At 38.4% G+C, this 25,243-nt stretch carries 19 protein-coding genes; 13 read left to right on the forward strand and 6 right to left on the reverse strand.

What is annotated here, in order from left to right; genetic code table 11:
- Positions 1-112: 112 nt before the first annotated feature.
- The 7 genes from SC428_RS19325 (at position 113) to SC428_RS19355 (ending at position 7,732) form a co-directional block, all read left to right on the forward strand.
- Positions 113-658 (forward strand): FimD/PapC C-terminal domain-containing protein, encoded by a 546-nt coding sequence (locus SC428_RS19325; RefSeq protein WP_412544809.1) that lies wholly within the window; start codon positions 113-115, stop codon positions 656-658.
- A complete protein-coding gene (locus SC428_RS19330; protein ID WP_318709745.1) occupies positions 655-2,007 on the forward strand; it encodes a hypothetical protein in 1,353 nt (450 codons plus the stop codon). The genes SC428_RS19325 and SC428_RS19330 overlap by 4 nt, the downstream gene beginning before the upstream one ends.
- Positions 2,008-2,148: 141 nt before the next feature.
- Entirely contained in the window at positions 2,149-3,561 is a 1,413-nt protein-coding gene (locus tag SC428_RS19335) for an SPOR domain-containing protein (RefSeq protein WP_283125933.1), read from the forward strand.
- Positions 3,562-4,070: 509 nt separating this feature from the next.
- Positions 4,071-5,039 (forward strand): siderophore ABC transporter substrate-binding protein, encoded by a 969-nt coding sequence (locus SC428_RS19340; protein WP_140182957.1) that lies wholly within the window; start codon positions 4,071-4,073, stop codon positions 5,037-5,039.
- Between the two features lie 3 nt (positions 5,040-5,042).
- Positions 5,043-6,005, forward strand: a complete 963-nt coding sequence (locus SC428_RS19345; RefSeq protein ID WP_140186418.1) for an ABC transporter permease — start codon at positions 5,043-5,045, stop codon at positions 6,003-6,005.
- Positions 5,992-6,975, forward strand: a complete 984-nt coding sequence (locus SC428_RS19350; RefSeq protein WP_070925349.1) for an iron chelate uptake ABC transporter family permease subunit — start codon at positions 5,992-5,994, stop codon at positions 6,973-6,975. Before SC428_RS19345 ends, SC428_RS19350 begins: the two co-directional genes overlap by 14 nt.
- Position 6,976: 1 nt before the next feature.
- On the forward strand, positions 6,977-7,732 hold the full coding sequence (locus SC428_RS19355) for an ABC transporter ATP-binding protein (protein ID WP_070925350.1): 756 nt from the start codon (positions 6,977-6,979) through the stop codon (positions 7,730-7,732).
- A gap of 128 nt (positions 7,733-7,860) precedes the next feature.
- Here the strand turns inward: SC428_RS19355 and SC428_RS19360 are convergent, their stop codons facing one another.
- The 3 genes from SC428_RS19360 to SC428_RS19370 all read right to left on the reverse strand — a co-directional run bounded on the left by SC428_RS19360 (position 7,861) and on the right by SC428_RS19370 (position 11,283).
- Positions 7,861-8,352, reverse strand: a complete 492-nt coding sequence (locus SC428_RS19360; protein ID WP_070925351.1) for a RidA family protein — start codon at positions 8,350-8,352, stop codon at positions 7,861-7,863.
- 165 nt (positions 8,353-8,517) lie between these two features.
- Positions 8,518-9,939, reverse strand: coding sequence for an NAD(P)/FAD-dependent oxidoreductase (locus SC428_RS19365; protein ID WP_070925352.1), 1,422 nt, complete (start codon positions 9,937-9,939; stop codon positions 8,518-8,520).
- Between the two features lie 1,023 nt (positions 9,940-10,962).
- Positions 10,963-11,283 carry a helix-turn-helix domain-containing protein gene (locus SC428_RS19370; protein WP_081335848.1) on the reverse strand — a complete coding sequence of 107 codons (321 nt, stop codon included), beginning with the start codon at positions 11,281-11,283 and terminating at the stop codon, positions 10,963-10,965.
- Positions 11,284-11,800: 517 nt separating this feature from the next.
- Here SC428_RS19370 and SC428_RS19375 point away from each other — a divergent pair.
- On the forward strand, positions 11,801-14,827 hold the full coding sequence (locus tag SC428_RS19375) for an autotransporter domain-containing protein (RefSeq protein ID WP_318709757.1): 3,027 nt from the start codon (positions 11,801-11,803) through the stop codon (positions 14,825-14,827).
- A gap of 55 nt (positions 14,828-14,882) precedes the next feature.
- Here SC428_RS19375 and SC428_RS19380 read toward each other — a convergent pair whose 3' ends face one another.
- Positions 14,883-16,205: an MFS transporter gene (locus SC428_RS19380; protein ID WP_081335849.1), complete on the reverse strand. Its 1,323-nt coding sequence runs from the start codon at positions 16,203-16,205 to the stop codon at positions 14,883-14,885.
- Between the two features lie 843 nt (positions 16,206-17,048).
- Here SC428_RS19380 and dmsA point away from each other — a divergent pair.
- From dmsA to dmsD, 4 genes are all read left to right on the forward strand, one after another.
- Positions 17,049-19,493 (forward strand): dimethylsulfoxide reductase subunit A, encoded by a 2,445-nt coding sequence (gene dmsA / locus SC428_RS19385; protein ID WP_404826921.1) that lies wholly within the window; start codon positions 17,049-17,051, stop codon positions 19,491-19,493.
- 11 nt (positions 19,494-19,504) lie between these two features.
- The gene (locus SC428_RS19390; protein WP_070925356.1) at positions 19,505-20,122 is read left to right on the forward strand and encodes a DMSO/selenate family reductase complex B subunit; all 618 of its coding nucleotides are present in this window, start codon (positions 19,505-19,507) and stop codon (positions 20,120-20,122) included.
- A gap of 1 nt (position 20,123) precedes the next feature.
- Positions 20,124-20,981 (forward strand): DmsC/YnfH family molybdoenzyme membrane anchor subunit, encoded by an 858-nt coding sequence (locus SC428_RS19395; protein WP_070925357.1) that lies wholly within the window; start codon positions 20,124-20,126, stop codon positions 20,979-20,981.
- Positions 20,982-21,218: 237 nt separating this feature from the next.
- Complete coding sequence (gene dmsD / locus SC428_RS19400) at positions 21,219-21,833, forward strand: Tat proofreading chaperone DmsD (protein WP_283125927.1); 615 nt, start codon at positions 21,219-21,221, stop codon at positions 21,831-21,833.
- Between the two features lie 882 nt (positions 21,834-22,715).
- On the opposite strand, the gene SC428_RS19405 is transcribed toward dmsD, so the two are convergent.
- Together SC428_RS19405 and SC428_RS19410 are read right to left on the reverse strand one after the other, a co-directional pair.
- Complete coding sequence (locus SC428_RS19405) at positions 22,716-22,916, reverse strand: helix-turn-helix domain-containing protein (protein ID WP_070925360.1); 201 nt, start codon at positions 22,914-22,916, stop codon at positions 22,716-22,718.
- A gap of 2 nt (positions 22,917-22,918) precedes the next feature.
- The gene (locus SC428_RS19410) at positions 22,919-23,473 is read right to left on the reverse strand and encodes a hypothetical protein (protein WP_140182762.1); all 555 of its coding nucleotides are present in this window, start codon (positions 23,471-23,473) and stop codon (positions 22,919-22,921) included.
- Between the two features lie 442 nt (positions 23,474-23,915).
- Here SC428_RS19410 and SC428_RS19415 point away from each other — a divergent pair, with 442 nt between their 5' ends.
- Positions 23,916-25,235, forward strand: a complete 1,320-nt coding sequence (locus SC428_RS19415; RefSeq protein ID WP_318709766.1) for a polysaccharide deacetylase family protein — start codon at positions 23,916-23,918, stop codon at positions 25,233-25,235.
- The last annotated feature ends 8 nt before the right edge of the window (positions 25,236-25,243 follow it).

The raw sequence follows: 25,243 nt of genomic DNA on the forward strand, positions 1-25,243 counted from the left end.
GAACATGAATATCCACAAATATCTCCTTGGTAATCATAAATTCCCCGTACAAAAATGTACGGATAATACCAAGTGGCTCAGTTTTCTATGATCGTTAGTGGATCAGTTTTACATGATCAGTGACATGGGCTTAGACCCCAGCACTTTACCTCAGGATGTGGATTTAGCGCAATCAAACGTGAATGTCTATCCAACCAAAGGAGCAGTCGTTAAAGCGAGCTTTGCAACCCGTATTGGTTACCAAGTGCTAATGACATTAAAACAGGGTGCTAAACATGTGCCTTTTGGGGCAGTTGCCACCCTCATCTCAGATAATGCAGCGGAAACCATTAGCAGTATTGTCGGTGATGCAGGCCAAGTCTATCTCACCGGTTTACCAGAAAAAGGGGAATTGTTGGTTAAATGGGGGGAAACTCTGGCTCAGCAGTGTCAAGTGAGCTTTGATTTACGTAATTTGTCGATTTCTACGGATATGCCAATCCGCCAAGTGTCTTATCGTTGTGTCAGTGGTCAAAAACAGGTTCAGCCACAAGTAGAATATAAAGCAGAAACGGTTAATGACAAACCCGTAGTGACCAGTAAACAAGAAGTAATACAGCCAAGTAATGCCCCAAATAGAAAACGCTGGTTACAGCCGCCAGTAGGAGAATTAAAATGATACAATATAATGAGCCTAAAAGATTTTCTCAGCAGAAAAAGACGCTTATTGGCCGAGTTTATAGGTGCTTTAATTGGATAAGTACTTGGTTAATTGGCAAAGGTATTTCTGGAACTGAGTCATATGTATTAGTGAAGGATGATGAGAAGCTTCAGCAATGGAATAAGCAATCTCAAAAATTATCTAATACGCCACTGAGTTCTCCAATATCGAACGATAAAGTATTCAGGAAAAAAGAAAGTAAATATTTAGGATCACCGCAAAAATTTATCCTCGGGGTTATATGTTGTTTATTTTCTCCTCAATTAATTGCTGATGTTGTTTTACATGCAGGTGAAGAACACAGGATAAATGTACAGTTGAGCGAAGATGGTCAGTTTAGTGCTGTCTGGCCGATAGTGCCATTATCGGGGCTATGGATATCGGATAAAGATGATCCAGTTGCTGAGGCGTATAGTGCCAGATGTGACAGAGGTACGAGCGCCTACACTACAAATGCTTGGTCTTCTGATAACCGATACTATGGACGCCAAATTGCTCCAGATGTTATCGTCGCATTTGATGGCTATACAGATTCTAGCCTTCTCGGAGCGGGGGGGGGACAATATACAAAAACTTGGAACTCTAATGGGACAGCGACATATTCCGCACCAGAATGTAACATGCCATCCTATTATCATATGAATATGAGGTATGGTAGTGAGAACAACAATCAGTGGGTTTATAATAATGGCTCGTTTACCACTAAAGGGACTCTTATTATCTATGCTGGGCCGAAAAGTTTTATCAATGGTCAAATTACAAAGAAGCTGGGTGTCAGAGTGGTGAACCCTATCTCGTGGATTAGAGGGCAAACTGCCTTTTTAGGGGATGTCACAATAGAAGGGCCACCTCGCCAGTGCACCGTTGCTGTTACTCCAAATAGTTTTGAGTGGCCTTTTATAATACAACGCGATGACCACGTGTATGTAAGTACCAAAACAAGCCAACTTTCTATCCGCTGTCAGGAGGGAAGCCCTACAGATCCTATTTCGGTAAACCTTACCTTTAAAGCTAGCAATCTACTTTATCCTAATTCTAAGAACATTATGTATTTGTTGAACAAAAGTGGTAAGCCTGTAGGGGGAATTGAGTTGAGTCAGGCATCTGGAGTAACAGACGAACATGGGAATACTGTTCCCGACAACCAACTATCTTTAATGGGAAGCCCTGTATACAAACTTACTGGCACGAGTTGGGATAATTTAACGACAGATCTTACATGGAGGCTACATTCTCTTGGAGCGGGTGAGGAAAGATATTTGGGTGTGGGCTCTGGTTCCGTAAAAATAACAGTAGACTGGCCTTAAGCGTTAGCTTTTTTATCAATAAAGCTCCATCGAAGTTTGGAGCTTTATAACATTTCCCAGTAAGTGATAAAGGCAGCGAAGTTATTTAACTTATTAAAGTAATCGTAGTTATGATTTATTCTATTTATTAGGAAGAGCTCTATGCCTAATTTCCCATATTATGACCGCATAATTAAATATATTATTTTATTTTTTATCTTAATAATCGGTTTACTTCGTTATTCTACATCGTTGGCGAAATCTACTGCTGTTGAAATCATTCATGATAAGGGAGTGCAACTAATTAATGGTGATGGTGTTCCCGTTGATTTAGTCAAAGGTCGTTACTATATTCATCAGTCTGCTATGCAAGGTTACTCTCTTGGGCAATTCCACCTTGGAATTTTGTTTTATACGGGAGATGGTGGTGTCCAAGATAACACGTGCGCTGAATTGTGGTTAAAAAAAGCGGCACAAGCAGAAGACGAAGTACATAATATGGCACTTGATGCGCTCTCTGATATTTATGAAGAGACAGCGATGCTATCATCAAAACCTCGGGTGGTTAGTGGTACGCTAAATGAAGCGCTTTGCCAGCAATTACCTGATCTTACTATGATGAATAAGGTTCAAGTGAATGATATTGAATTGACTCTGATTGAAGCGCCTAAAATTGACCCAAATCTACTGGGAAATGCGATTATTTCAGTACCTAAACTTTATACACTGACCAAAATAATAGGGCAGCAGCAATTACCTCTTAAGATAGCGGCAATACCTCGACTGAACTATGCCATTAGTTGGGCAAGTCAGTTTTATCAAACAGCTTTTGATAACGTAGTGAACAAATGGTCTGTGTTGGCACAGCTTATGTCTGATAACCACCAAAAAGCACCTCAAAGAGTTGCTTATAAGGTGAATGCAGAACGGATCAGGCCGTTGGATATTGCGCGTAACCCTCCGGAGCCCGCAGAAGAGGTTATTATCACTATTTTGCTTTCGCCTGAGCAAGAAGCTGAATTAGCCAAAAATAGACAGGGCGAAGTACTCACACCAATGCAAGTACCTATGCAGTCAGAGGATGATAACCTATTTGTATATCCGGCTATTGAACCATCTCATGTACCATTGGAACTCGAAGCTAATATTATGCTAGCTCAAACTTTATCTGAATTGCCTGAGGATCCTCTCATTCACTCTGTGCTGTCATCACAAACTCCATTGCCTATAGTAGAGAAAAAAGCACCTGTTAAAATGATGGTATCAAATACACCTACACCAGTCCCTACTTATAACTTGGGGGGGGATCCACGCAATGCCTCACCGAAACATTATACTCTACAAGTGGGGAGTGCTAGTTCTTCGGCTGGATTATATGACCAAGCTCGTCGTTACAAATTATCAAATTATTTAGTGTATGAGACCGTGCGCAATGGGCGGCAATGGTATGTATTGGTATATGGTGAATACCCAAATATGTCCTCAGCAAAACGTGCTTTGAAAACTCTTCCTTCAGCAATTCAACGTGATAAACCTTGGATCCGCAGCTTACAACATGTGCAATCAGAACTTTAGTTGTCCTATAAATGAGTGATATTTTTATTTGATGCTCTATCTATAGAAGAAGCTTGTTTTGGTTTTTATTCATCTATACCTCACTATGAGAGTTTAAATGAAGGCTGACATGTTACTTAGGTATGTCTAAGTAGCATGGCAGCCTTGATAAATTTAATAAAATAGTGGGCAGCACAAACGTTTTACAATCAATAATTCATTTAGCAATATGTGCGTGTGATTACATTTTTCGCGAATGCAAATGCAAACTAATATCATTTGTGCTAATGACAAGGTAATATATACCCGTCATACTTCAAGTTGCAGCGTTGTTGACTACGCTCACTCGTGCAGTCACATAGTTTTCTATGCTCCTAGCGATTCGTTCACTTTTCGCTTAGCTGCACCTCGAATTATTTAGAGTATAGACGCCATTATTTGTATTATGGGCACAATTAGCACTCAACCTAGGTTGTGAACGATGATGCTAACCGTTGTGTTTATTGAATGAAAAAGACGGAGGTTATTGGATGTTTGTAAAATCATTAACATCAGGGTTGGTATTGTTATCGGCGTTGGTATTAGCGGGTTGTGATCAATCGAAAGAAACGACAACAACGTCCGCACCTGCTGAGAAGCAGGTGATGACAATTGAACATGCGCAAGGTAAAACAGAAGTACCGCGTCACCCTGAAAAAGTGTTTGTAATGAATATGGAAACGCTCGATATCATGGATGCATTAGGTGTTCCTGTTGCAGGCCTACCACAAACAAACGTTCATCTTCCTAAGTTTCTTTCTAAATACAGCGGGACCGAATATATCAACGCAGGGACGCTGTTCGAACCAGCTTACGAAACGATTAGTAACGCTCAACCAGATCTAATTTTAGGTGGCAGCCGTGCTCGTGATGCGTATGACAAATTGAGTGCAATCGCACCAACAATTTCAATGGATATTGATAATAAGCATTTTATTGATAGCTTAAATGAGCGTACTAGCGAACTTGGTGTGTTGTTTGGAAAAGAGCAGCAAGCCGAGCAACTGGTTGCTGATTTCAAAGATAAAATAGCTAAAATTAAACAAAAAACACCTAATGCAGGAAAGGCGATGGTGATCTTGGTTAGCGGTGGCAAGATTTCAGCTTACGGCCCAGGTTCTCGTTTTGGTTTTATCTTTGATGAATTAGGTTTCGAACCTGCTTACGTGTTCCCTGATGATACTGGCAGACACGGTAATATTGTCAACGCAGAGCTGTTAGTCAAGTTAAACCCTGATTGGCTATTTGTGATTGATCGTGATAGTGCAATCGGCCGCACTGATGCTCAGCCAGCAGCGCAAGTCTTGGATAATGCATTAGTGAGAAAAACGTCTGCATGGAATAAACAACAAGTGACTTACCTTGATCCAACAGCGGTTTATATTGCGGGTGGGATCCAAACATACTCTCAATTAATGGACGATGTTAATAACGCATTAGAAAAAAGCCAAACAAATTAATCAATGAAAACGCTTTATCTCTTTTTGGGAATTATCGCATTATTGGTATTAGCCGTGATTAGTTTGTTTATCGGAGCGGGTGACGTGTCACCCGTTTCGCTTTTCACTGATCCAGAGATGCAAGATATCTTTTTTATCAGCCGAATTCCTCGAACCGTTTCTTTAATCCTTGCGGGTAGCGCGATGAGCGTAGCAGGGTTGATCATGCAACTGCTTACTCAAAACCGTTTTGTTGAGCCTTCGTTAGCGGGAACAACACAATCAGCGAGCTTAGGCTTGTTATTTGTGATGGTGCTTTTCCCAGCGGCAGGTATTATGACTAAAATGGTGGTGGCAAGTGGTTTTGCTTTGCTAGGCACCATGTTGTTTATGTTGCTGCTACGTAGAGTGATCTTAAAATCAGCCTTAATCGTCCCACTCGTTGGTATCATGCTTGGCGCTGTAATCAGTGCACTGACTATCTTCACCGCCTACTCTTTCGATTTATTACAATCTTTAGGTGCTTGGATGAGCGGTGATTTTTCTAGCGTTATCCAAGGTCGTTATGAGCTGTTATGGCTAGTTGGATTACTGACATTATTAGCCTGTTGGATTGCCGATAGTTTTACTGTTGCAGGTATGGGGCGTGAATTTGCAGTCAACGTCGGTTTAAATTACCGCAAAGTGATGACGATTGGCCTATCAATAATCGCATTAATCAGTGGTGTCGTAGTTGTGGTGGTAGGTGCGTTGCCGTTCTTAGGATTGATTATTCCAAACCTTGTCAGCTTAGTGATGGGGGATAACATTCGTAAAACACTGCCTTGGATTTGTATCGCAGGCGGCGGACTAGTTTTACTCTGTGACATTATTGGACGCTTGGTTCGTTATCCCTTTGAGATCCCAGCTAGTGTGGTTTTAGGTGTGATTGGTGCAATTATTTTCCTTTTTTTATTGTTGAAGCAGCAACGTTATGCAAAAAGTTAATGCGTCAGTGGTGTTACCTAAAAAAAGAATGACACCATTACAAAGAATATGGCTGTTATTAGGGTTATCAATTATCGCTATTGTCCTGTTTATGACGATTAACCTTGGTAATAATCTGGCTTATATTCTACCTCATCGAGGTTATATGGTACTGACGATGATACTTGTGGCATTTGCTTCAGGGGTTTCGACGGTACTGTTCCAAACTATCGCTAATAATAAAATTTTAACTCCCTCTATTATGGGGCTAGAAGCGTTATTCATTTTATTACAGACTATTTTCGTATTTTATACCGATAGTCTGCCTGCGTCTTGGTTACTGAATATTGGTAAATTTTTATTAGAATCCTCTCTATTAGTATTATTTTCTGTGCTGCTATACCGCTGGTTGTTCGTATCTGCAAAACTGAATATTAATCTAGTACTGATGGTCGGTATTATTTTAGGAACCTTGTTCCAAAGTACGGCGACTTTGTTGCAACGTTTGATGGATCCTAATGAATTTTCGATCCTGCAAAGTCGTATGTTTGCCACTTTTACTCGAGCAACACCTGAGTTAATTTTATTTACCCTTGTTATTACCTTGGTTGTCGGTATCTTGTTGTGGCGCATGCGTTATTGCTTTGATGTTTTGGCATTAGGGCAAGCGAATGCAATTAATTTAGGTATTAATTATCGCCAAAAAGTGACGGTGATTTTATTACTCATTTCTATTTTAGTGGCAGTGTCTACAGCCTTAGTTGGACCGTTGACTTTTTTAGGTTTAATGGTCGCTAACCTAGCCTATTTTATCAGTGGTAGCAGCCAACATCGTTATCTATTACCTGTCTCCTTTTTATTAGGTGTGATTGCATTGATTGGCGGGCAATTGATCCTCGATTATGGCCTAAATATGGCAGGTACGCTCTCTGTCGTGATTGAGTTTATCGGTGGCATATTCTTTATTTATATGGTGTTAAGAAGGTTTTAGTATGATTGAAATTAATCAGATATCGAAAAGTTATCAGGATACTAAGGTCTTAGATAACATCACGACCACCATTAAAAATAGTGGCATTACCTCGATTATAGGGCCTAATGGGGCGGGTAAATCAACGCTATTGTCAATCATTGGGCGTCTGCTCACCGCAGACTCGGGGCATGTAAAAGTCAATGAATTAGATGTTGTAAAGACGCCAAGTGATAAATTAGCGACGTATTTATCGGTGTTGCGTCAAGAGAACCAATTTGCCAGCCGATTAACCGTCGAAGAGCTGGTGGGGTTTGGGCGCTTTCCTTATACTAAAGGGCGCTTAACTATTGATGATAAAAAGAAAATTGATGAGTCACTCAATTTTTTAAATTTATCTAATTTGCGTTATCGTTATTTGGATGAATTATCGGGGGGACAACGCCAACGTGCTTATGTCGCAATGGTACTGTGCCAAGACACGGAATATGTGCTACTGGACGAGCCACTTAACAACCTAGATATGAAGCATGCAGTGATTATGATGAAGTTGTTACGCCGTGCCGCAGATGAATTAGGTAAAACGATTATCTTAGTGATCCACGATATTAACTTTGCGTCAGTTTATTCAGATCATATCATCGCGATGAGAGCGGGGAGATTGGCTTATCACGGTGCGCCGAATGACATTATGAAAGCAGAAATTATCGAAGATATTTTTGACACGCCGATCGAAGTAAAATCCGTCGATAATAAGTTAATTGCGATGTATTACTAGGGGGGTATTTATCTTTGAAGGTAAGTTTTGATGTGAATTAAAGCCATTTTAGTCAAAGGAAATAGGCTTGCCACCTAGATAAGTTAAGGATAAAGCCGCGTTCAATATCTTGAAGCGGCTTTATAAAATTATTTCTTAGGGCGAACAGCAGTCACTTCGATCTCTACACGCCAAGCTGGATTTGCTAATTTAGCCACTTGGAATGTTGAACGAGCAGGTAGATTCTCTGATTTGTCATTATAGAATTTTGAATATCCAGCCATAAAGCCAGCAAAATCCATATTTCCTTGGGTTTCATCACCACCAACCAAGAAAACTTGCATTTTGACAACATCATTCATGGTCAGACCTAATTTTTCTAAGTGGTCTTTGATTTGATTCATGATGTTAACAGTTTGAACTTCAGTGTTACCGTAAGACTCTAAAACACCTTCAGGTGCATCTTTAGAGATCTTAGTAGGCACTTTCCCGCTTAGGAAAATGATATCATTGTTAGCGCTAATTTCTACGGATTCAGCGATAGGCATTCCTTGTAGCTTATGGGTTTTAACACCTTCAGCATTTGCACTCGCTACACCCAAAATCAACGGAAGGGAAAGCAGTAAAGTTTTATAGCGCATGTAAGCTCCTTAACATTATCAAAATTATATACTCATCATAATTCAAGTTGCAGCCTTTCCCATATAGGGAGTGACATCGTTAACTCACACACTAGTCACCTAGCTGCACCTCGAATTATTTAGAGTACATTAAGTGTATAAATACTCGTAAAAAAAGCGTTCTTATTACTCAGTAAAACGAGATAGCCTGTATGGATGTGGATCGATAACGGGTTTGGTATCCATTAATAGATCCGCAGTCAGTTGACCAGACGCAGGGCTTTCTGTCATACCCCAACCTGTTGCTGTATTGATAACAAGGCCCGGGTATTGTTCAATTTTAGAGATGATTGGTATTTCATCATCTGTTGGGCTAACGGTACCACCCCAACGTTCAACTACTTTAGACTCTTTAAATACTGGGAATTCTTTTCTCAGTCGTTCCAGTACGCCATCAAGATGTTCAGTATTTGGTGTATTGGTTGCGGTACGGAACTCTTCAAATGGTGTCTTCTCATCTAATTGCCATGAAGTTGCCATGGTAAATGAGTTAAAGAGATCTTTACCGATAGAGAATTCTAATGGCAGCTCACCACCTTGTAGCAGGTGCATAAAGCGTGGCCCTAGCAGGAAGCTATCTTTAACAATTGAGCTGGTGAAGATGCGAGGAGCAACTGCATAAGTCCCATCAGCTTGTTCACGGAAGTGGATACCATTTGGTAAGTGTACGTTACCTTTTGGTGCACCAGGTACGCCAGTAATGCGTTGCTGAGACAGATAAACGTTCAGTGTTGGAACATCAATACCAAGGTTGCCCATAAATAGGCGAGACCAGATACCGCCGGTCAGAACAACGTTAGAGGTTTTGATTGAGCCTTTTTCGGTGACAACATCAGAGATTTTGCCGCCAGCTGTTTCAATACCGCGTACTGCACAATTAGTGTAGATGCGGATACCCAATGATTTTGCGTAGTTAGCCATCGTTGGTGTCACAACTTCAGGGTCAAGGCTACCTGAGTCTTCTTCAAAGCCAGCGATTTTCCAAGGTGTTTGAGCACCGGCAAGGCGTTGAGCTAGCTCATCACCTTCGATCATGCGGGTTCTCAGTGGAGTGTCAAAACCTGGATTTTCCGCCGTTTTTCTGATCCACTCTCTTGAGATTTCTAAGTCTTCTTCACTAGAAGGAACCTCTACACGGCCTTGAACGCGGAAACTGGTGTCAGCACCAATTTTTTCATTCATGCCATTCCATAAAATTTTTCCATAGTGGTGTAATGGAAAAATCTCTGGAGAAGTTTTGTAACTAATAATTTGGCTATAGGCACGGCCTGATTGCTCGCCACCTACAACGCCTTTCTCACAGATAACAACATTCATTCCTCTTTCAGTAAGATTAATTGCAGTCATTATTCCTTGGAGACCCGCACCGATAACAACGGCATCTGCGGATTTTGGTAATGCACCTTCAGTACCTGCTACCGCAGGAACTCGAGATTTAGTCGTTTCAAAACGACCTTCTCTGCGGATCATTGGAACAACCGCAGCACCCCCTGCGAGAACACCCGCAGCACCGACCCCTAAAAGTAGTTTTCTTCTCGAGATTTTCATCTATAACCTCAATAATAACCTTAGTTTTTATATAGTAAATTATTACAATTTAAGATAATCATATTACCATAATTCACTGCATTGTTAATTAGGGGTATTATTTGTTAATGATATTAAGTGAAATGCTAATATTCGTAACCGAATATAGTCAAGCCTGTAAAGGCTTTGCGCGGTTTCTTGATAAAAAGGGCTATTTCAAAGAAGGAAAAAACACAGGTTGATGTCAGATTAAGTGTACAGTTATTATTTTTCTGACTAAAATGAAGCTAAAATTAGTTTCATTTGGTAAGTAATAAACAAAAATACTTGAATTAGCTAAATAACGTTCAATTTTTTATTGTGTGTTTTATTGATGAGGTTTTATAAATAACGTAATAAATATGCGGCTTAAATGCATTTAATTTGCCTTATGGATTGATTGTGTGGTTGAAAAATAACTTGCTATTGTATAAGGTTTGCTAAATATCACTATTTATGCGTTTTACTTATTTAAAATGATATTTTGGTTTTGTCTTGTTTTTATATTTAAACAGCGTCACATGTTGTTTACACTATTGTTTAATAAAATAGATAAATATATTTATCATGATTTTTTCCTTTATATACAATTGGTTATTGTTTTCTTATTTTGTTTAAGTACGTGGTTAGTCATTTTTACTGATAAATTTGTTAAATTTGAATCCAGTTGTTAACTCATTCTGTAAAATATACTGACAATTTATTTGAGGTTATTTTGGGTGCTAAATTCATTATTTTTGAAATAAGCTTTTTGTTCCAAGGTTAATGTTGTCTGTTTTTTGACTCAATATTGTATCTAAACTAACCTGATTCGCGAGGAAATTAATGATGTTTCCTACTGTAAATAATTTTTTGGGAAAATATTTTCATTTAAAGCCTTTTGGCCGAATTTTAGGTGTAAAGTAACGATAAATAAACATAAATTTGTTCTATATTGGTTTATTATTTTGCTGTCGCAATAAAGATGAATTTATGAACAAAAGTACGTGGAGTAATTAATCGTATTTAACAGCTTTTATCTTTAATAAAGTGTTTAATGTATTGGCTTAGCGGTGGTGGGCTGAATAGTGTTTCTGGTTTATTGCTAATACTACCATGGTATTCGTGGAAAATTTTTTGCATGAAAGTTAATCCATCCTGATCTAGGGTTAATAAGAATCGGTGTAATAGATCAAGTGTTAATGGTGTTATGCCATTCTCATAACGAGAAATTTGTTGTTGGCTAATTCCCATTAACTTTGCGAGTTGTTTACCCGTGATGTTTTTTTCTTTTCTTGCTTTGCGCAAAAAAAGACCTGCTAATGCAGTCAGTCTATTTTCTTCCATATTCAGTTTCTATCAAATTTTCTGTGTGAAGGTAATGTCATGGTTGGCTATATATAGCATTTACTATAGCGAGTTAATACCGGATGTAAAAATGTTTGTATCTAATTAGATGGTGATTTTCGATAGATGAAATCTATCACGCGTGTATTTTCGATCGTTTTTTTCGATGTAAATAGTTTGTGTAATCTCATTTTTTTTGTTTATTGAAAGGTTAAATATATGATAAAAGTAGTCATTTTATGAGTTATTTCTATCTTAAATTCTAATTATGGCTTTAAAATTAATGTAATCGATCTTTAATTTACTTTTGTCCGATATTAAATTTCTGAATTATTTTGTTTCAATTTATTACTGATTGAAATGATTTTTGTGAGGCTAAAAAGAGGGAGACGCAAAGTGGATAGGTTTTTTGTGCTTTTGTAGCAATAATTTTTCATGTACCACGTCATTTAATTTTTTAGTCATATTTCGACGATATTGTTTTGCACCTACAATATCTGAATATGGCTAATTTATAATGTTTATTTCACGAAAAGAATACTTACTTATGTTAGTGTTAGGTGCATTAGCACCTGCTTATGCAGTCGAAGAAAGGATCATAAACGCAACCGAATTAATTATTAGTTTTAGTCAATTAAATAATACCGATGCAGGAAAAAATATTTTAAGTCAAAATATTGCAGCAGTTATCTCTATCAATAACTCTTCTACTGAAGAACTACGCCAACAAGCGATTTATGATAATACCATTGCTGCATTGTTTGGTTCTATGTCAAATGGCTTACTGGTTTCTGATGCTTTAGGGGAAACAATGAGTGAGATATTTGCTAAAAATAATAGTATTAATGAGAACATGTATAGTGCTTCAACATTCTCATCAAGTTTCGAAAAACTATTATTTGAAGCTAATACACTGACTCAGGAAAATACGACCTTTGCTAAAAATTTTTATGCCAATGGGAGTATTGATGGCGATCTTAATAATCTCGCAACGGATATTACATTGCCTGAAGATGGTTTTTATAATATTTATGATATTGCTTACCAACCGGATAATGAACATAAAAATACAGTGGGGAACTCTCGTCCAGTTCAAGTCTCTGCTGATAATATCGACAGTTTTGATGGTGTAGATTTTTTTGGTCATGTGGTTGATGGACAAAATGATATTTTATCTACGGTGGTCAGTAATGCCGCCTTCCCTAGCGGCCACTCAACATTTGGTTTTACGACAACGTTACTGTTTGCTGAAATGATCCCTGAATTATTTCAAGCATTTTTATATCGTGGGGCTGAGTATGCTAACAGCCGTGTAGTGTTGGGAGTGCATTATCCTCTAGATGTCATTGGAGCGCGTATAATGACACTTTATACGTTAACGCAAATATTGAATAACAACCCTGATTATTTAAATCAAGATACCGTATCGTTGTTAGGGCAGACTGTAACAACATCAAATGATTTTCAATCATTAATAGCAGATGCACAATTGGATCTGCGCTCACTACTTGAAATGGGATGTAATAGCACTATCGCTGACTGTATTGTCGATAACAGTACTGCTGATGAGTTGCAAAAGAAAAAAGAACAATATACATGGAGCTTAACTTATGGTTTATCTGCGATTGGCCCAACAGATTTAGCTCCTGTTGTTCCTGAAGGTGCTGAAATATTGCTTGCAACTCGGTTTCCTTATTTAACTAATGAACAAAGACGAGATGTTTTGGCGACAACTGAAATTGAATCAGGCCACGCCCTAGATGATGGTTCTGGTTGGGCTAGGTTAAATTTATATGCAGCCGTGGACGGTTATGGAGCATTTAATGGTGATATCCATATCATCATGGATAGCAGTAAAGGTGGTTTTAATGCCTATGATGTATGGGGAAATGATATTACTGGTGATGGACACTTTATTAAAGATGGATCAGGTGCTCTTGAACTGACTGGTAACAATAGTTTTTCAGGAACGACAACAGTTATGGAAGGTGGCCTAATTATTAATGGCTACCATGGTAATTCACTCGTTAATGTTCAAGATAATGGGATCCTTTCAGGCACTGGCACCATAGGTGCATTGAATGTTGAAAAAGGCGCAGTCATTGCTCCGGGTAATAGTATTGGCACTTTATCTGTGAAGGGGGATGTGATATTTGATGAAGGTGCTTTCTATTTAATGCAATATTCCCTTGATGGAGGGAGTGATTTAATTCAAAGCGATGGTATGGCTCAAATTAATAATGCTGACCTTATTATTTCTCTCTCTGAATGGGGTAATTTACTGCAATATAACAATGTTAATAGCTTTCTTAATCAAGAGATGACTATTTTAACAGCGCTGAAGGGGCTAAGTGGTGAATTTAATCAGTTAGAACCTTATTCTTTATTTCTAGACTCGTCATTAAATTATACAGAGAACTCTGTCATATTAAATTTTAAACGCAATGATGTTCTCTTTACCGATATCGCTTTGACTAAAAATGAGCGTTCTATTGCTAGCGCTATTGATTCAATGGCTGCCGGCCATCCTATTTATGAAAGCATGTTGATACTAACTAATGAAAATGAGGTTAGAGACATATACCATCAATTATCAGGTCAAATTTATGCGGATATCACATCTGCAATGATTAATGATAGCTACTATTTACGTGACACACTCAATCAGCGGCTATTGCAATCCAGTGGTCGTAACGTCGCACCGGATATTAAAGTAAACTCAAGTGGTGCTTGGGCTAAAATACATCGTGCTTGGGGACATGCTTCAGGAACTTCGAATTCAAGAGGTTATCGAACATCAAATTATGGTGTGTTATTAGGTATTGATTCTGTTTTTGATCATGGCTGGCAAGGGGGGATAGTAACCGGCTATACACAAGCAACAGTTGACAATGGCTATCGTACGAATGCCGAAGCTCATCAATATCATATCGGTGTTTATGGCAGTAAAAATTTTGATAATTTGATGATACGTTCTGGTGCGACATACTCTTTATATAATATAGATACTCAACGTTCTATTCAGTACTACGAACAACAGGATTATTTAACAGGTAATTATTCAGCAAATGTCTCGCAAATATTTATTGAGGTAGGACAGAAGACTACCTTTAACAATGTGAACATAGAGCCTTTTTTTAATCTGGCTTATGTGAATATGCGAAGTGCTGATATTAACGAGATGGGGGGTATTACAGCATTGCATGCAAATAAACAAAGTGCAGATGCTAAAATATCGATATTAGGATTAAGAGCGGAAACTGAATTACCAATAGGGCAATCATTGTACTTAAATCTTCATCATGAATTGGGTTGGCAGCACCAACTTGATAATGTTAATCGAGATATGTCTTTGGTACTGAAAGGATCAGATCAACATTTTACTGTGAGTAGTGTCCCTGCCTCAAGAAATGGTGCTGTAGTAAACGTTGGTGCTGATTTGTTCATGAGCAAAAATGCTAAGATATATTTAGATTATTCAGGAAGCTTATCTTCAAACTATCAAGATAATCATGTTGCTCTTGGGGTTAACTGGACGTTCTAAAAAATAAATTAAAAGGTTTATAGCGAAATATGGCTATAAACCCTTTTTAAGCTACCTAGTGTTTATCATTTAAATATTTAGGTTCTTTAGGTAATTTAAAGCAACATAACAAACAGATAACGAGTACGACCATGACATAAATAAAGAATGCATTTTCTGCGCCACTGGCTTTAAATTGTAATGCAACAGACGGGGCTGAGCCGCCAAATATTGCATTACCAATAGCATAGGAAACACCGACTCCTAGCGCACGTAAGTGAGGGGGAAACATTTCTGCTTTTACCAACCCACTAATCGACGTATAGAAGCTGAGTAACATCATTAAAAATATTAATAGTAAGGCGATAATGATAGGGGATTGAGCGAAATGGCGCATGCCTAATACCATCACCGGATAGATAAATATAATCATCGACAATGTGAAAGTGATCATAGCTGCGCGGCGGCCGATTTTATCAGAAATGATACCAAATAATGGTTGAGATATCATGAAGATAAATAATGAGGTGGTCATGATATAGCCGACGACTTTACTATCAATACCGATATTGGTGAGATAGGTTTTTGAGTAAACGGTAATAATATAAAAGCATAATGATCCTGCCGCAGTATAGCCAATCACTAATATAAAGGATTGCCAATGCTGTTTTAGTAGGGCAATTAAAGATCCGGATTCTTTAGATTCTGATGCATCATTACTTAATGTTTCATCTAACCGTTTTCTCGCAATCAGCGACACAATAGCTGCAAAGCCGCCAAGAACAAACGGGATCCGCCAAGCGCCATCATGCAATTGTTGTTCGCTGAGAAATGCTAACATGATGACACTGAGCAAACTGGCAAGTAATTGCCCGCCAGACAGAGTGACATATTGGAATGATGCAAAAAAGCCCCGTTGCCCTTTAAGACCGAGTTCGCTCATATAGGTTGCAACAGCACCATATTCACCGCCAACAGATAAACCTTGCAGTAGGCGTACTAACAACAATAAAAGAGGCGCTAACATACCAACCTGTGCATAAGTCGGGAGAGCAGCAAACAGGAAAGAACTGAAGCCCATTAAATAGATTGAAGCGACCATTGAGCGCTTTCTGCCATGTCGATCGGCGATACGCCCAAATAACCAACTACCAATCGGGCGCATAAAGAAACTTGCAGCGAATACTCCCCAAACATAAATAGATTGAGTGAGCGGTTCCATCGTTTGTGGGGTGAGTGCTTTGGTAAAATATGCAGCAAACACGGCATAAATATAAAAATCAAACCATTCAACCAAGTTGCCCGAAGCTGCCCCAACGATCCCACGAATACATTTTGCTTTTGCGTTTGCATCTAACGAGGCATCGGCTTTTTTTGCACCAACTTGAGATATTTCCAATTTATCACCACCGCAACAAAATTAACAATAATTTAACTAATAGCGATATTCACTTATCGAGTCAATATTTGACTGCTCATTAAATTAAATATTGAGATCAACATCCTGTTTTTAATGTCTCTTTTAGATAAGTTATAGTGTTTAATTTTAATGGTAACTCTGTGTTTTAAAAGGTTTTTTTAAGTGTTTTATTTAGTTGTTATTCTAAATTTAATTTGCTCAGACTTTAAGCAGATAAAATTGGATTAATCCTAATAGGTTGTCTATAAATCTATAGACAAGTCTAAATAAGATTTTGTTTGACGGAAAACACTAACGGCCTTATAGCGCAAGGGAAAAGAGAGGGTTAAATCTAATTAAGTTTATTTAAGGAGAAAATAGAACATTTAAGCTAGGGAATGAAAATGGAAATTATTTTTATTTAAATACCTTTTATTAAGTTTTTGTTAGCTAATTGATATGTGAATATTTGTTAACATCAAGTTTTTGCGCATATCATGATATATTAAATCAGAAGCTGTTTTCCTTGTATATTGTTATCTCCTAGCATCAATTTATCATTTCTTTTTTTTATAAAAACATGCGCTATATATTTTATTATATAAATGACATTGATAATTGATATGTTAAGTCAATGATTTTGTGTGATTCATTGACTTTATAATCGGTGCATTTATTGATGTAAGACAATCTCTTAAATTTAATGATAGGTATTATTAATCATATCAAAATTTAATTACCTTCAATTATGCGGGCAATCGTTTTATTGAGAATAGCACGCATCATATTTGATAGAAGTCGTTACTTCTAACACTTTAAAAAAATTAATTGAGTGAGTTATGTATGGCAAATATGAAAGAGAAAGCATCGGTTTTTGCTCCTCTGACCCGTCGAGGATTTGTTAAGGCAAGTACGATCACGGGTTTGGCTGCGGCGGCTGGGGGATTTTCTCTTCCATTTCGCGCTTCAGCAGCGACAGAGCAAAAAGTAGCAACTCCAATAGCAGATGAAAAAGTCGTTTGGAGTGCATGTACTGTAAACTGCGGCAGCCGCTGTCCATTGCGCATGCATGTGGTTGATGGCGAAATCAAATACGTCGAAACCGATAATACAGGTGATGATGTTTATGAAGAGCTACATCAAGTGCGTGCGTGTCTACGTGGGCGCTCTATGCGTCGCCGTGTTTATAATCCTGACCGTCTACGCTATCCAATGATGCGTGTAGGTAAACGTGGCGAAGGTAAATTCAAACGGATCAGTTGGGATGAGGCTTTTGATGTCATTGCCGACAACATGAAACGTTTAATTAAAGACTATGGCAATGAGTCTATTTACCTCAATTACGGTACTGGTACCTTGGGTGGCACCATGACCAAATCATGGCCGCCAGGAGCTACCTTGATCGCCCGATTAATGAATTGTTGTGGTGGCTATTTAAACCATTATGGTGACTACAGTACTGCACAAATCGCCGCAGGTTTAAATTATACCTATGGCGGCTGGGCTGATGGTAATAGCCCTTCTGATATTGAAAATTCTAAATTGGTCGTGATGTTTGGTAATAACCCCGGTGAAACACGTATGAGTGGCGGCGGGGTGACTTATTATGTTGAACAGGCTCGCGAAAAATCCAATGCTAAAATGATCATCATCGACCCTCGTTATACCGACACAGGTGCTGGTCGTGAAGATGAATGGATCCCTATTCGTCCAGGAACTGATGCGGCATTAGTTAGTGCGCTTGCTTATGTCATGATCCAAGAAAATTTAATTGATAAGCCGTTTCTTGATAAATATTGTGTCGGTTATGACGAAACAACAATGCCCGCAGGCGCACCTGAAAATGCGCACTACAAAGCTTACATTCTTGGCGATGGGCCTGATGGTCAACCAAAAACGCCTGAGTGGGCGGCTGCGATCACGGGGATCCCCGCATCACGGATCGTAAAATTAGCGCGTGAAATTGGTACAGCAAAACCTGCTTATATTGTGCAAGGTTGGGGTCCACAACGTCGCTCTAATGGTGAATTAGCTTCTCGCGCGATTTCAATGTTAGCAATTCTGACGGGCAATATTGGTATTAATGGCGGTAATACGGGCGCTCGTGAAGGATCGTATAGCATTCCTTTTGTTCGTATGCCTACATTAACTAATCCAGTGACGACCAGTATCTCTATGTTTATGTGGACGGATGCAATTTTACGTGGCCCTGAAATGACGGCGACTCGTGATGGTGTTCGTGGTAAAGATAAACTAGATGTGCCAATTAAAATGGTATGGAACTATGCAGGCAACTGTTTGGTTAATCAGCACTCGGAAATTAACCGTACTCATGACATCTTACAAGATGAATCGAAGTGCGAGATGATTGTGGTGATTGATAACCATATGACAGCGTCTGCAAAATATGCCGATATCCTACTACCTGATTGTACAGCATCAGAACAGATGGATTTTTGTATGGATGCTTCTGCTGGCAACATGTCCTATGTCATTTTTGCCGATCAGGCAATTAAACCCCGTTTTGAAAGCCGCAATATCTATGAAATGACCAGTGAAATTGCTAAACGTATGGGCGTTGGTGAGCAGTTTACTGAAAATCGTACCCAAGAAGAGTGGTTACGCCACCTGTATGAGCAGTCTCGCGCTGCATTGCCTGAGCTACCAACATTTGAAGAGTTCCGTGCGCAAGGTATTTTCAAAAAACGTGACCCTAACGGCCATCATGTGGCTTATCAGAGCTTCCGTGAAGATCCTGTTGCCAATCCACTAACCACACCTTCCGGCAAAATTGAAATTTATTCAGCACAGCTGGCGGAACTGCAAAAGACATGGGAGCTGAATGCAGGGGATGAAATACATCCATTACCAATATATTCCGTTGGCTTTGAGCAGTACGGCGACCCATTAATGGAGAAATACCCATTACAGTTAACCGGTTTTCATTATAAGTCACGTACACACTCGACGTACGGTAACGTTGATGTATTAAAAGCGGCATGTCCTCAAGAGCTATGGATTAACCCTCAAGATGCGGCAAAACGCGATGTAAAACATGGCGATTTAGTGCGTATATTTAATGATCGTGGTGAGGTTCGCGTTAAAGTTAAAGTGACACCGCGTATTCTGCCAGGCGTTGTAGGTCTCGGTGAAGGTGCTTGGTATGACCCTGATGGGAATCGAGTGGATCATGCAGGAAGTATTAATGTATTAACCACGCAACGTCCATCGCCTTTGGCGAAAGGTAACCCATCACACTCTAATCTTGTTGAAGTTGTGAAAGCTTAAGGATGCCAGTTATGTCAACGCAATATGGTTTTTATATCGATTCAAGTCGTTGCACTGGCTGCAAAACCTGTGAGCTAGCGTGTAAGGACTTTAAAAATTTATCTCCGGAAGTTAATTTCCGTCGTATTTATGAATATGCGGGTGGTGATTGGACAGAGCAGGATGGCGTATATGGGCAAAACGTATTTGCTTATTATTTGTCGATTTCCTGTAATCACTGCGACGATCCTGCCTGTGCAAAAGTATGCCCAAGTGGGGCCATGCATAAACGCGAAGACGGTTTCGTGGTCGTTGACGAAGAAGTTTGTATTGGTTGTCGTTATTGCAGTATGGCTTGCCCTTATGGCGCACCGCAATTCGATGAAGTGAAAGGTCATATGACCAAATGTGATGGCTGCTATGAGCGTGTTGCAGAAGGTAAAAAGCCAATTTGTGTCGAGTCTTGCCCATTGCGTGCATTAGATTTGGCGCCAATCGAAGAGTTACGGGCAAAATATGGTAATTTGGCCGAAATCGCACCGTTGCCATCTGCGGAATATACTCATCCAAACATTGTTTTAAAATTGAATGCCAATAGTCGTCCTGTCGGTGATACCACCGGGCATCTGGCTAACCCGGAGGAGGTATAATATGGGATCGGGAATTCATGAATGGCCATTAATGTTTTTTACTGTTATAGGCCAAAGTGTCGCGGGTGCTTTTGTCATGATGGCAGCGGTACTATTGAGTGGAAAGTTATCGGCTGATCTAAACCGCAGGGTACATTACAGCATGTTTGGACTCTGGCTATTGATGGGCATTGGTTTCTTATTATCGACTATCCATATGGGGAGCCCATTACGCGCCTTTAATGCATTTAACCGCTTAGGAGCGTCTTCGCTAAGTAATGAAATTGCCAGCGGAGCTTTATTCTTTGCATTAGGTGGCCTGTATTGGTTATTAGCGGTGTTGAATAAAATGCCAGCCGCATTGGGTAAGCTATGGTTGATCGTGGTAATGGTTTTAGCAGCCGTATTTATTGTAGCCATACCACGTGTTTACCAAATCGAAACGGTGCCAACATGGAATAATAGCTACACCATAATCAACTTTGTATTAACGGCATTCCTTGGTGGGCCAATATTAGCTGCGCTCTTACTGCGAATTGCTAGATTCGACTTACAATGTATCCGTCGCGTGCCTGCATTAAGTATTGTGGCATTGTTAGTGAGTGTAGCAGTGGCTATTTCACAAGGTTTTGATCTGGCTAGTATTGAAACGCCAGTACAAAGAGCGGTTGATTTGGTTCCTGATTACGGGATCTTGATGGATATTAAGATCGTCGCGATTGCAATGGGGTTGGGCTGCTGGATCATGCCGTTAGTGGCAAGACGTAATCCCTCCGTTCTGAATATGATAATAGGTTTTTTATTCGTATTTGCAGGGGAAATTGTCGGACGCGGTGTTTTCTATGGTCTGCATATGACGGTGGGTATGGCTGTTAATTAATATACTCTTAGGCTTAGCAATCTTGTTGCTAAGCCTGTATTCTCTCACATCAGTCACATAGTTATAGGTTTTAGGGGATATATATCCGTTATCTTTCAAGTTGTAGGATTTTTCGTTAAGGCATAAGGGGCTAAGCTCCCGACTATTTTCGTTTGTCGCCTACCTGCAACTCGAATTATTTAGAGTATAATCCCTTTTATTATTAATAGTTATATAAAAAGTGAATAGAAGCACATCATGAACGAACAATCTTTGAACAATATTTCTTTAACGGCGCGGGTTCTTGGCGCCGCGTTCTATTATTCGCCAAATGAGGTGCAAGACATTATTGGCTTACTGTCATCACCTCAATGGGCTGAAGATTGGCCATATGGTTCGGCAGAGCAAAAACAGACTATTGGCCGTCAATTAGCTGTTTTGCAGACAGATAATGAAAGCTTAGATGAAGCTTATCAGCGGCTATTTATTGGCCCTTACGCATTGCCATCACCGCCATGGGGTTCTGTGTGGCTAGATAAAGAAAATGTCATTTTTGGTGATTCCACACTGCAATTACGTGAATGGATGCAACATAATCACATTGATATTTGTTTAACGCAAAATGAACCTGAAGATCATTTTGGTTTGATGTTGATGATGGTGGCATGGGTGGCTGAGAATGAGCCGCTTAAATTAAATGAGTTATTAGCTCAGCATTTATTGCCTTGGGCGTTCCATTATCTCAATAAACTGCAAGCTAATGCCAATTTTCCATTTTATGTGGGGTTGGCAGAGTTAGCGCAATTGACGCTGACAGGTTGGCAGAATTCATTAAAGATTGATGTGGCCGACAAAGAGATCTTTTTCCGCTAGAAAATATTAGTGAACGATATAGCCATTTTAATGGCTATATCGTCATTGTTATTAAATAATAACGTTTGTTATTTGAAATAATGGCTTTTCTAATTCAACATTTTTGAAGTGAAAAATATTGATACAGCTATTAATTAAATGGAATTATTATACCCAAGTTATCTGAATAGTGATTCAATGCTCGAGTTCCCCCTTGATAAAATTGCTCTTGTCGGTCATCAAGATATTGTCTGTATTCTTGGTTATTAGTTACATGAAAATTAAAGTATTTTGATTGATTTGTGTTTTTAATCATGTAGTTGTTGGATGGTGACTCACCGAGGTTCCCATTGAAAATTAAGGGGTCTTTCTTTGGGTAAATATAGTTATAAATTAATTCATTATTATTGTTTAAATCATTCAAAGCAAAGCTATGAACTGGAATAAGAAAGGTCATGAAAATAAATAGTAATTTAATCATGTTTAAAGTCTCATATCAACTTGGGTTAGAATGTAGTGTGTTTTTAGTTTAATAACGCAATTAAATTAAGCGGCTGTAATAAATTTTTTCTATTGATTTTTTTATTGTTAAATATAAGCCCTCAGAATTATTTTTATATTTTAAATGAGAGATAATATCTCCGTTTGAAATATAGTTAGATGTATTGTAATTCAAAATGTAGCTACCTAACGAATAATATGATAAGTATAAAAACAGTGCAAAAATAAAGTATTTTATTTTCATTTTTAAAAGCTTATTAACGAGATGTATAAGATAGCATTTTTATTTGATTTTGTTATTTTTATAAACGAGTTGTTTGGTTTAACTATTTGATATATGGTAATTTCTTATTGCATCATCATTTTTTGTAAGTAATTTTTATCAATAACCTTAATATAGGTTTAAGTATATTTAATAATATCTCCAGGCTGACAATCTAAAATTTCGCATAGTTTTTCTAGTGTGGAAAATTTAATTCCTTTTATTTTCCCATTTTTGAGCAAGGATAAGTTTGCCTCGGTGATCCCTAGCTCTAAAGCTAAATCCTTTGATTTTATTTTTTTCTCAACCATTAAAACATCTAGAGTTATTATTATAGGCATAGTTATATATACTGTTGATTTTCATCACTAATTTTTTTTGCTTCTTTCATTATTAGTGCGAGAGAGAGGATCATAATGCCGTAAATTATCTCACGCATTGCATTTAAAGAAAACCCTAAATAAAAGACAAAAATGCGTTCACCAGGCGGTAAACTTATTGATAATGCTAAACTTGTTAATGAGCCTAACATACCATTCACGATAGGTGTTATGACTGCCAATATTCCACCAATAAAGAGTGTTTTGATATTTCGTTGTGTCCAAATTTCGCCTTTTGATGCTTCAAAAAAGAAATAACCAACAAAAAATAGGCTTATAGAAGAAATTAAAACAGGAATATGTGTTAGTAGCATTAGTAATATCACACTTATGGAACTTAGTTCGATACTCTTGTCTAACAAAGTCGGATCAATGTTTTCGATTATCCCGTACAACATTTGTTCTTTTTGAGTTGCCCAAAAATAGTAATCACAAATTAGATCTGCGATTGCCATTATCCAAATTATAAAAGCGACTGATTTAGAATAAAAAAATAATTTTTTCTTACTTTTGCTCATTTCTGTTTATCCACATAGACCTTGCGTTAGTACATTAATTATCAAATTATAATAAAAAATTATCGTAGTAAAGAAAAAAATTATCGTTTAACGATAATTTCATTTTCTGTATATGAGGTGTTTAAGAATGAGGTTTATAAATTTGAGTTAGGTTGAGTTGTTTTGTCTGGCCATGATGGAAAACATATCAGTTGTGATACCAATTTGACGGAAATAGAGAGGCCATATCCGATTATTTTTTCTTCGGGGTATAGGGGGAATCAAAGAGTCGGTTTAAAATCTATTTGTCTTATTTCGAGGTTGTAGCACAACTTGTTGAATTATCGTGTTCGCTATTGAACATATAGTTTGCCAGCGCTAGTGGCTTGTTTGCTGATTGCTTAGCTACTCCTCGTATGATTGAGAGTATAAACTGTGTTTGAATAGTCATAATAGGTAGGATATGCGCAATCAGTTGTGGATGTTGGTCGTTGCTTTTATTTTTTTATTGATACCGAAATCGTATGCACAGGTATTGCCACACAGTACCAAGGATTGGCAACTTGCAGACATCCCTCCAACACTTATGCAAGTCAAACAAGATGAGGCTATTTTTGCTCCGATTGCGGGTGAAATGAAGGCAGTAGCGGAGCTTTATGCAGAACATGGCTTTTATTTGTATAGTCCCGCAGGTGATTACCGACCGATGCAATTCGGTAATGATTATGCTTACGTGAATGTCGACGCAATATCGACTCAAAAACCACGCTTAGCCCCTGTAGATGACCGGCTGAATGATTTAAATAATCCAATCTATGATTATTTACTGACAACGCAAAATACCCCGGTTTACCGTTCCGCTAAAGAAAGCAACCAGCCAATCGCGATGTTGTTCAGTAATCTGCGCTACCCAGTGTTAGATCGTATGATCAAAACGGAAAAAGGGGGGCAGAAGATAGCATGGCTGATTATTCGTTTAGGAGATCGCTTAGGCTATATCAAATTAGCGGATGTTGAGATGGATAAAGGGATCCCAATTTTGACCTATCACCATCTATTAAGAAACAGCGAAAATAAAAAATTTCAGCATACTTCGACGACGACTTCAGTTGAAGCATTTCAAACGCAAATGAATTATTTGAAGCAAGCGGGTTACCAGACATTAGCTTTGGAAGATATTGAAGGTTATCTCAATAAGTCTGTGAATTTACCCGCCAAATCGGTCGTGCTTACTTTTGATGATGGCTTAAAGTCAGTTTATCGCTATGCGTATCCGATTTTAAAAAATAATCAGCAGCAGGCGACCTTATTTGTGATTTCATCACGAGTCAAAACAATTCCTCAAAAATGGAGCCCAGATGGGTTGCAATTTATGAGTAAGCAAGAAATTAAATCGAGCCAAGATGTCTTTCATATTCAGTCGCATACGCATTTTTTACATAAGCTAGATTACCGCAATAGCCCAATTCTATTTAGCCGCAAGGAACATACTATTTTTCTCGATTTCCAACGTTCTATGCGGATATTACAGAAGTTTGAGCCAAACCAACGTTATTTAGCTTACCCATTTGGTGGTTTTAATCAAACGGCCATGATAGCGGCAAAACAAGCGGGGCTAGGCCTCGCTGTGACAACAATCCAAGGTAAGGTTCATTTAGGTGATAATCCATTTGCGCTAAAAAGACTTTATGCACTGAAAACAGATCCCATTGAGAAATTTGCCCAAATGGTTGGTAATAGTGGTGATGAAATTATCAATCAAAACATTGTGGTAGATAGATAGTAAGATTT

Source organism: Providencia sp. 2023EL-00965, assembly GCF_033550225.1.
In the GTDB taxonomy this organism is placed as follows: domain Bacteria; phylum Pseudomonadota; class Gammaproteobacteria; order Enterobacterales; family Enterobacteriaceae; genus Providencia; species Providencia manganoxydans.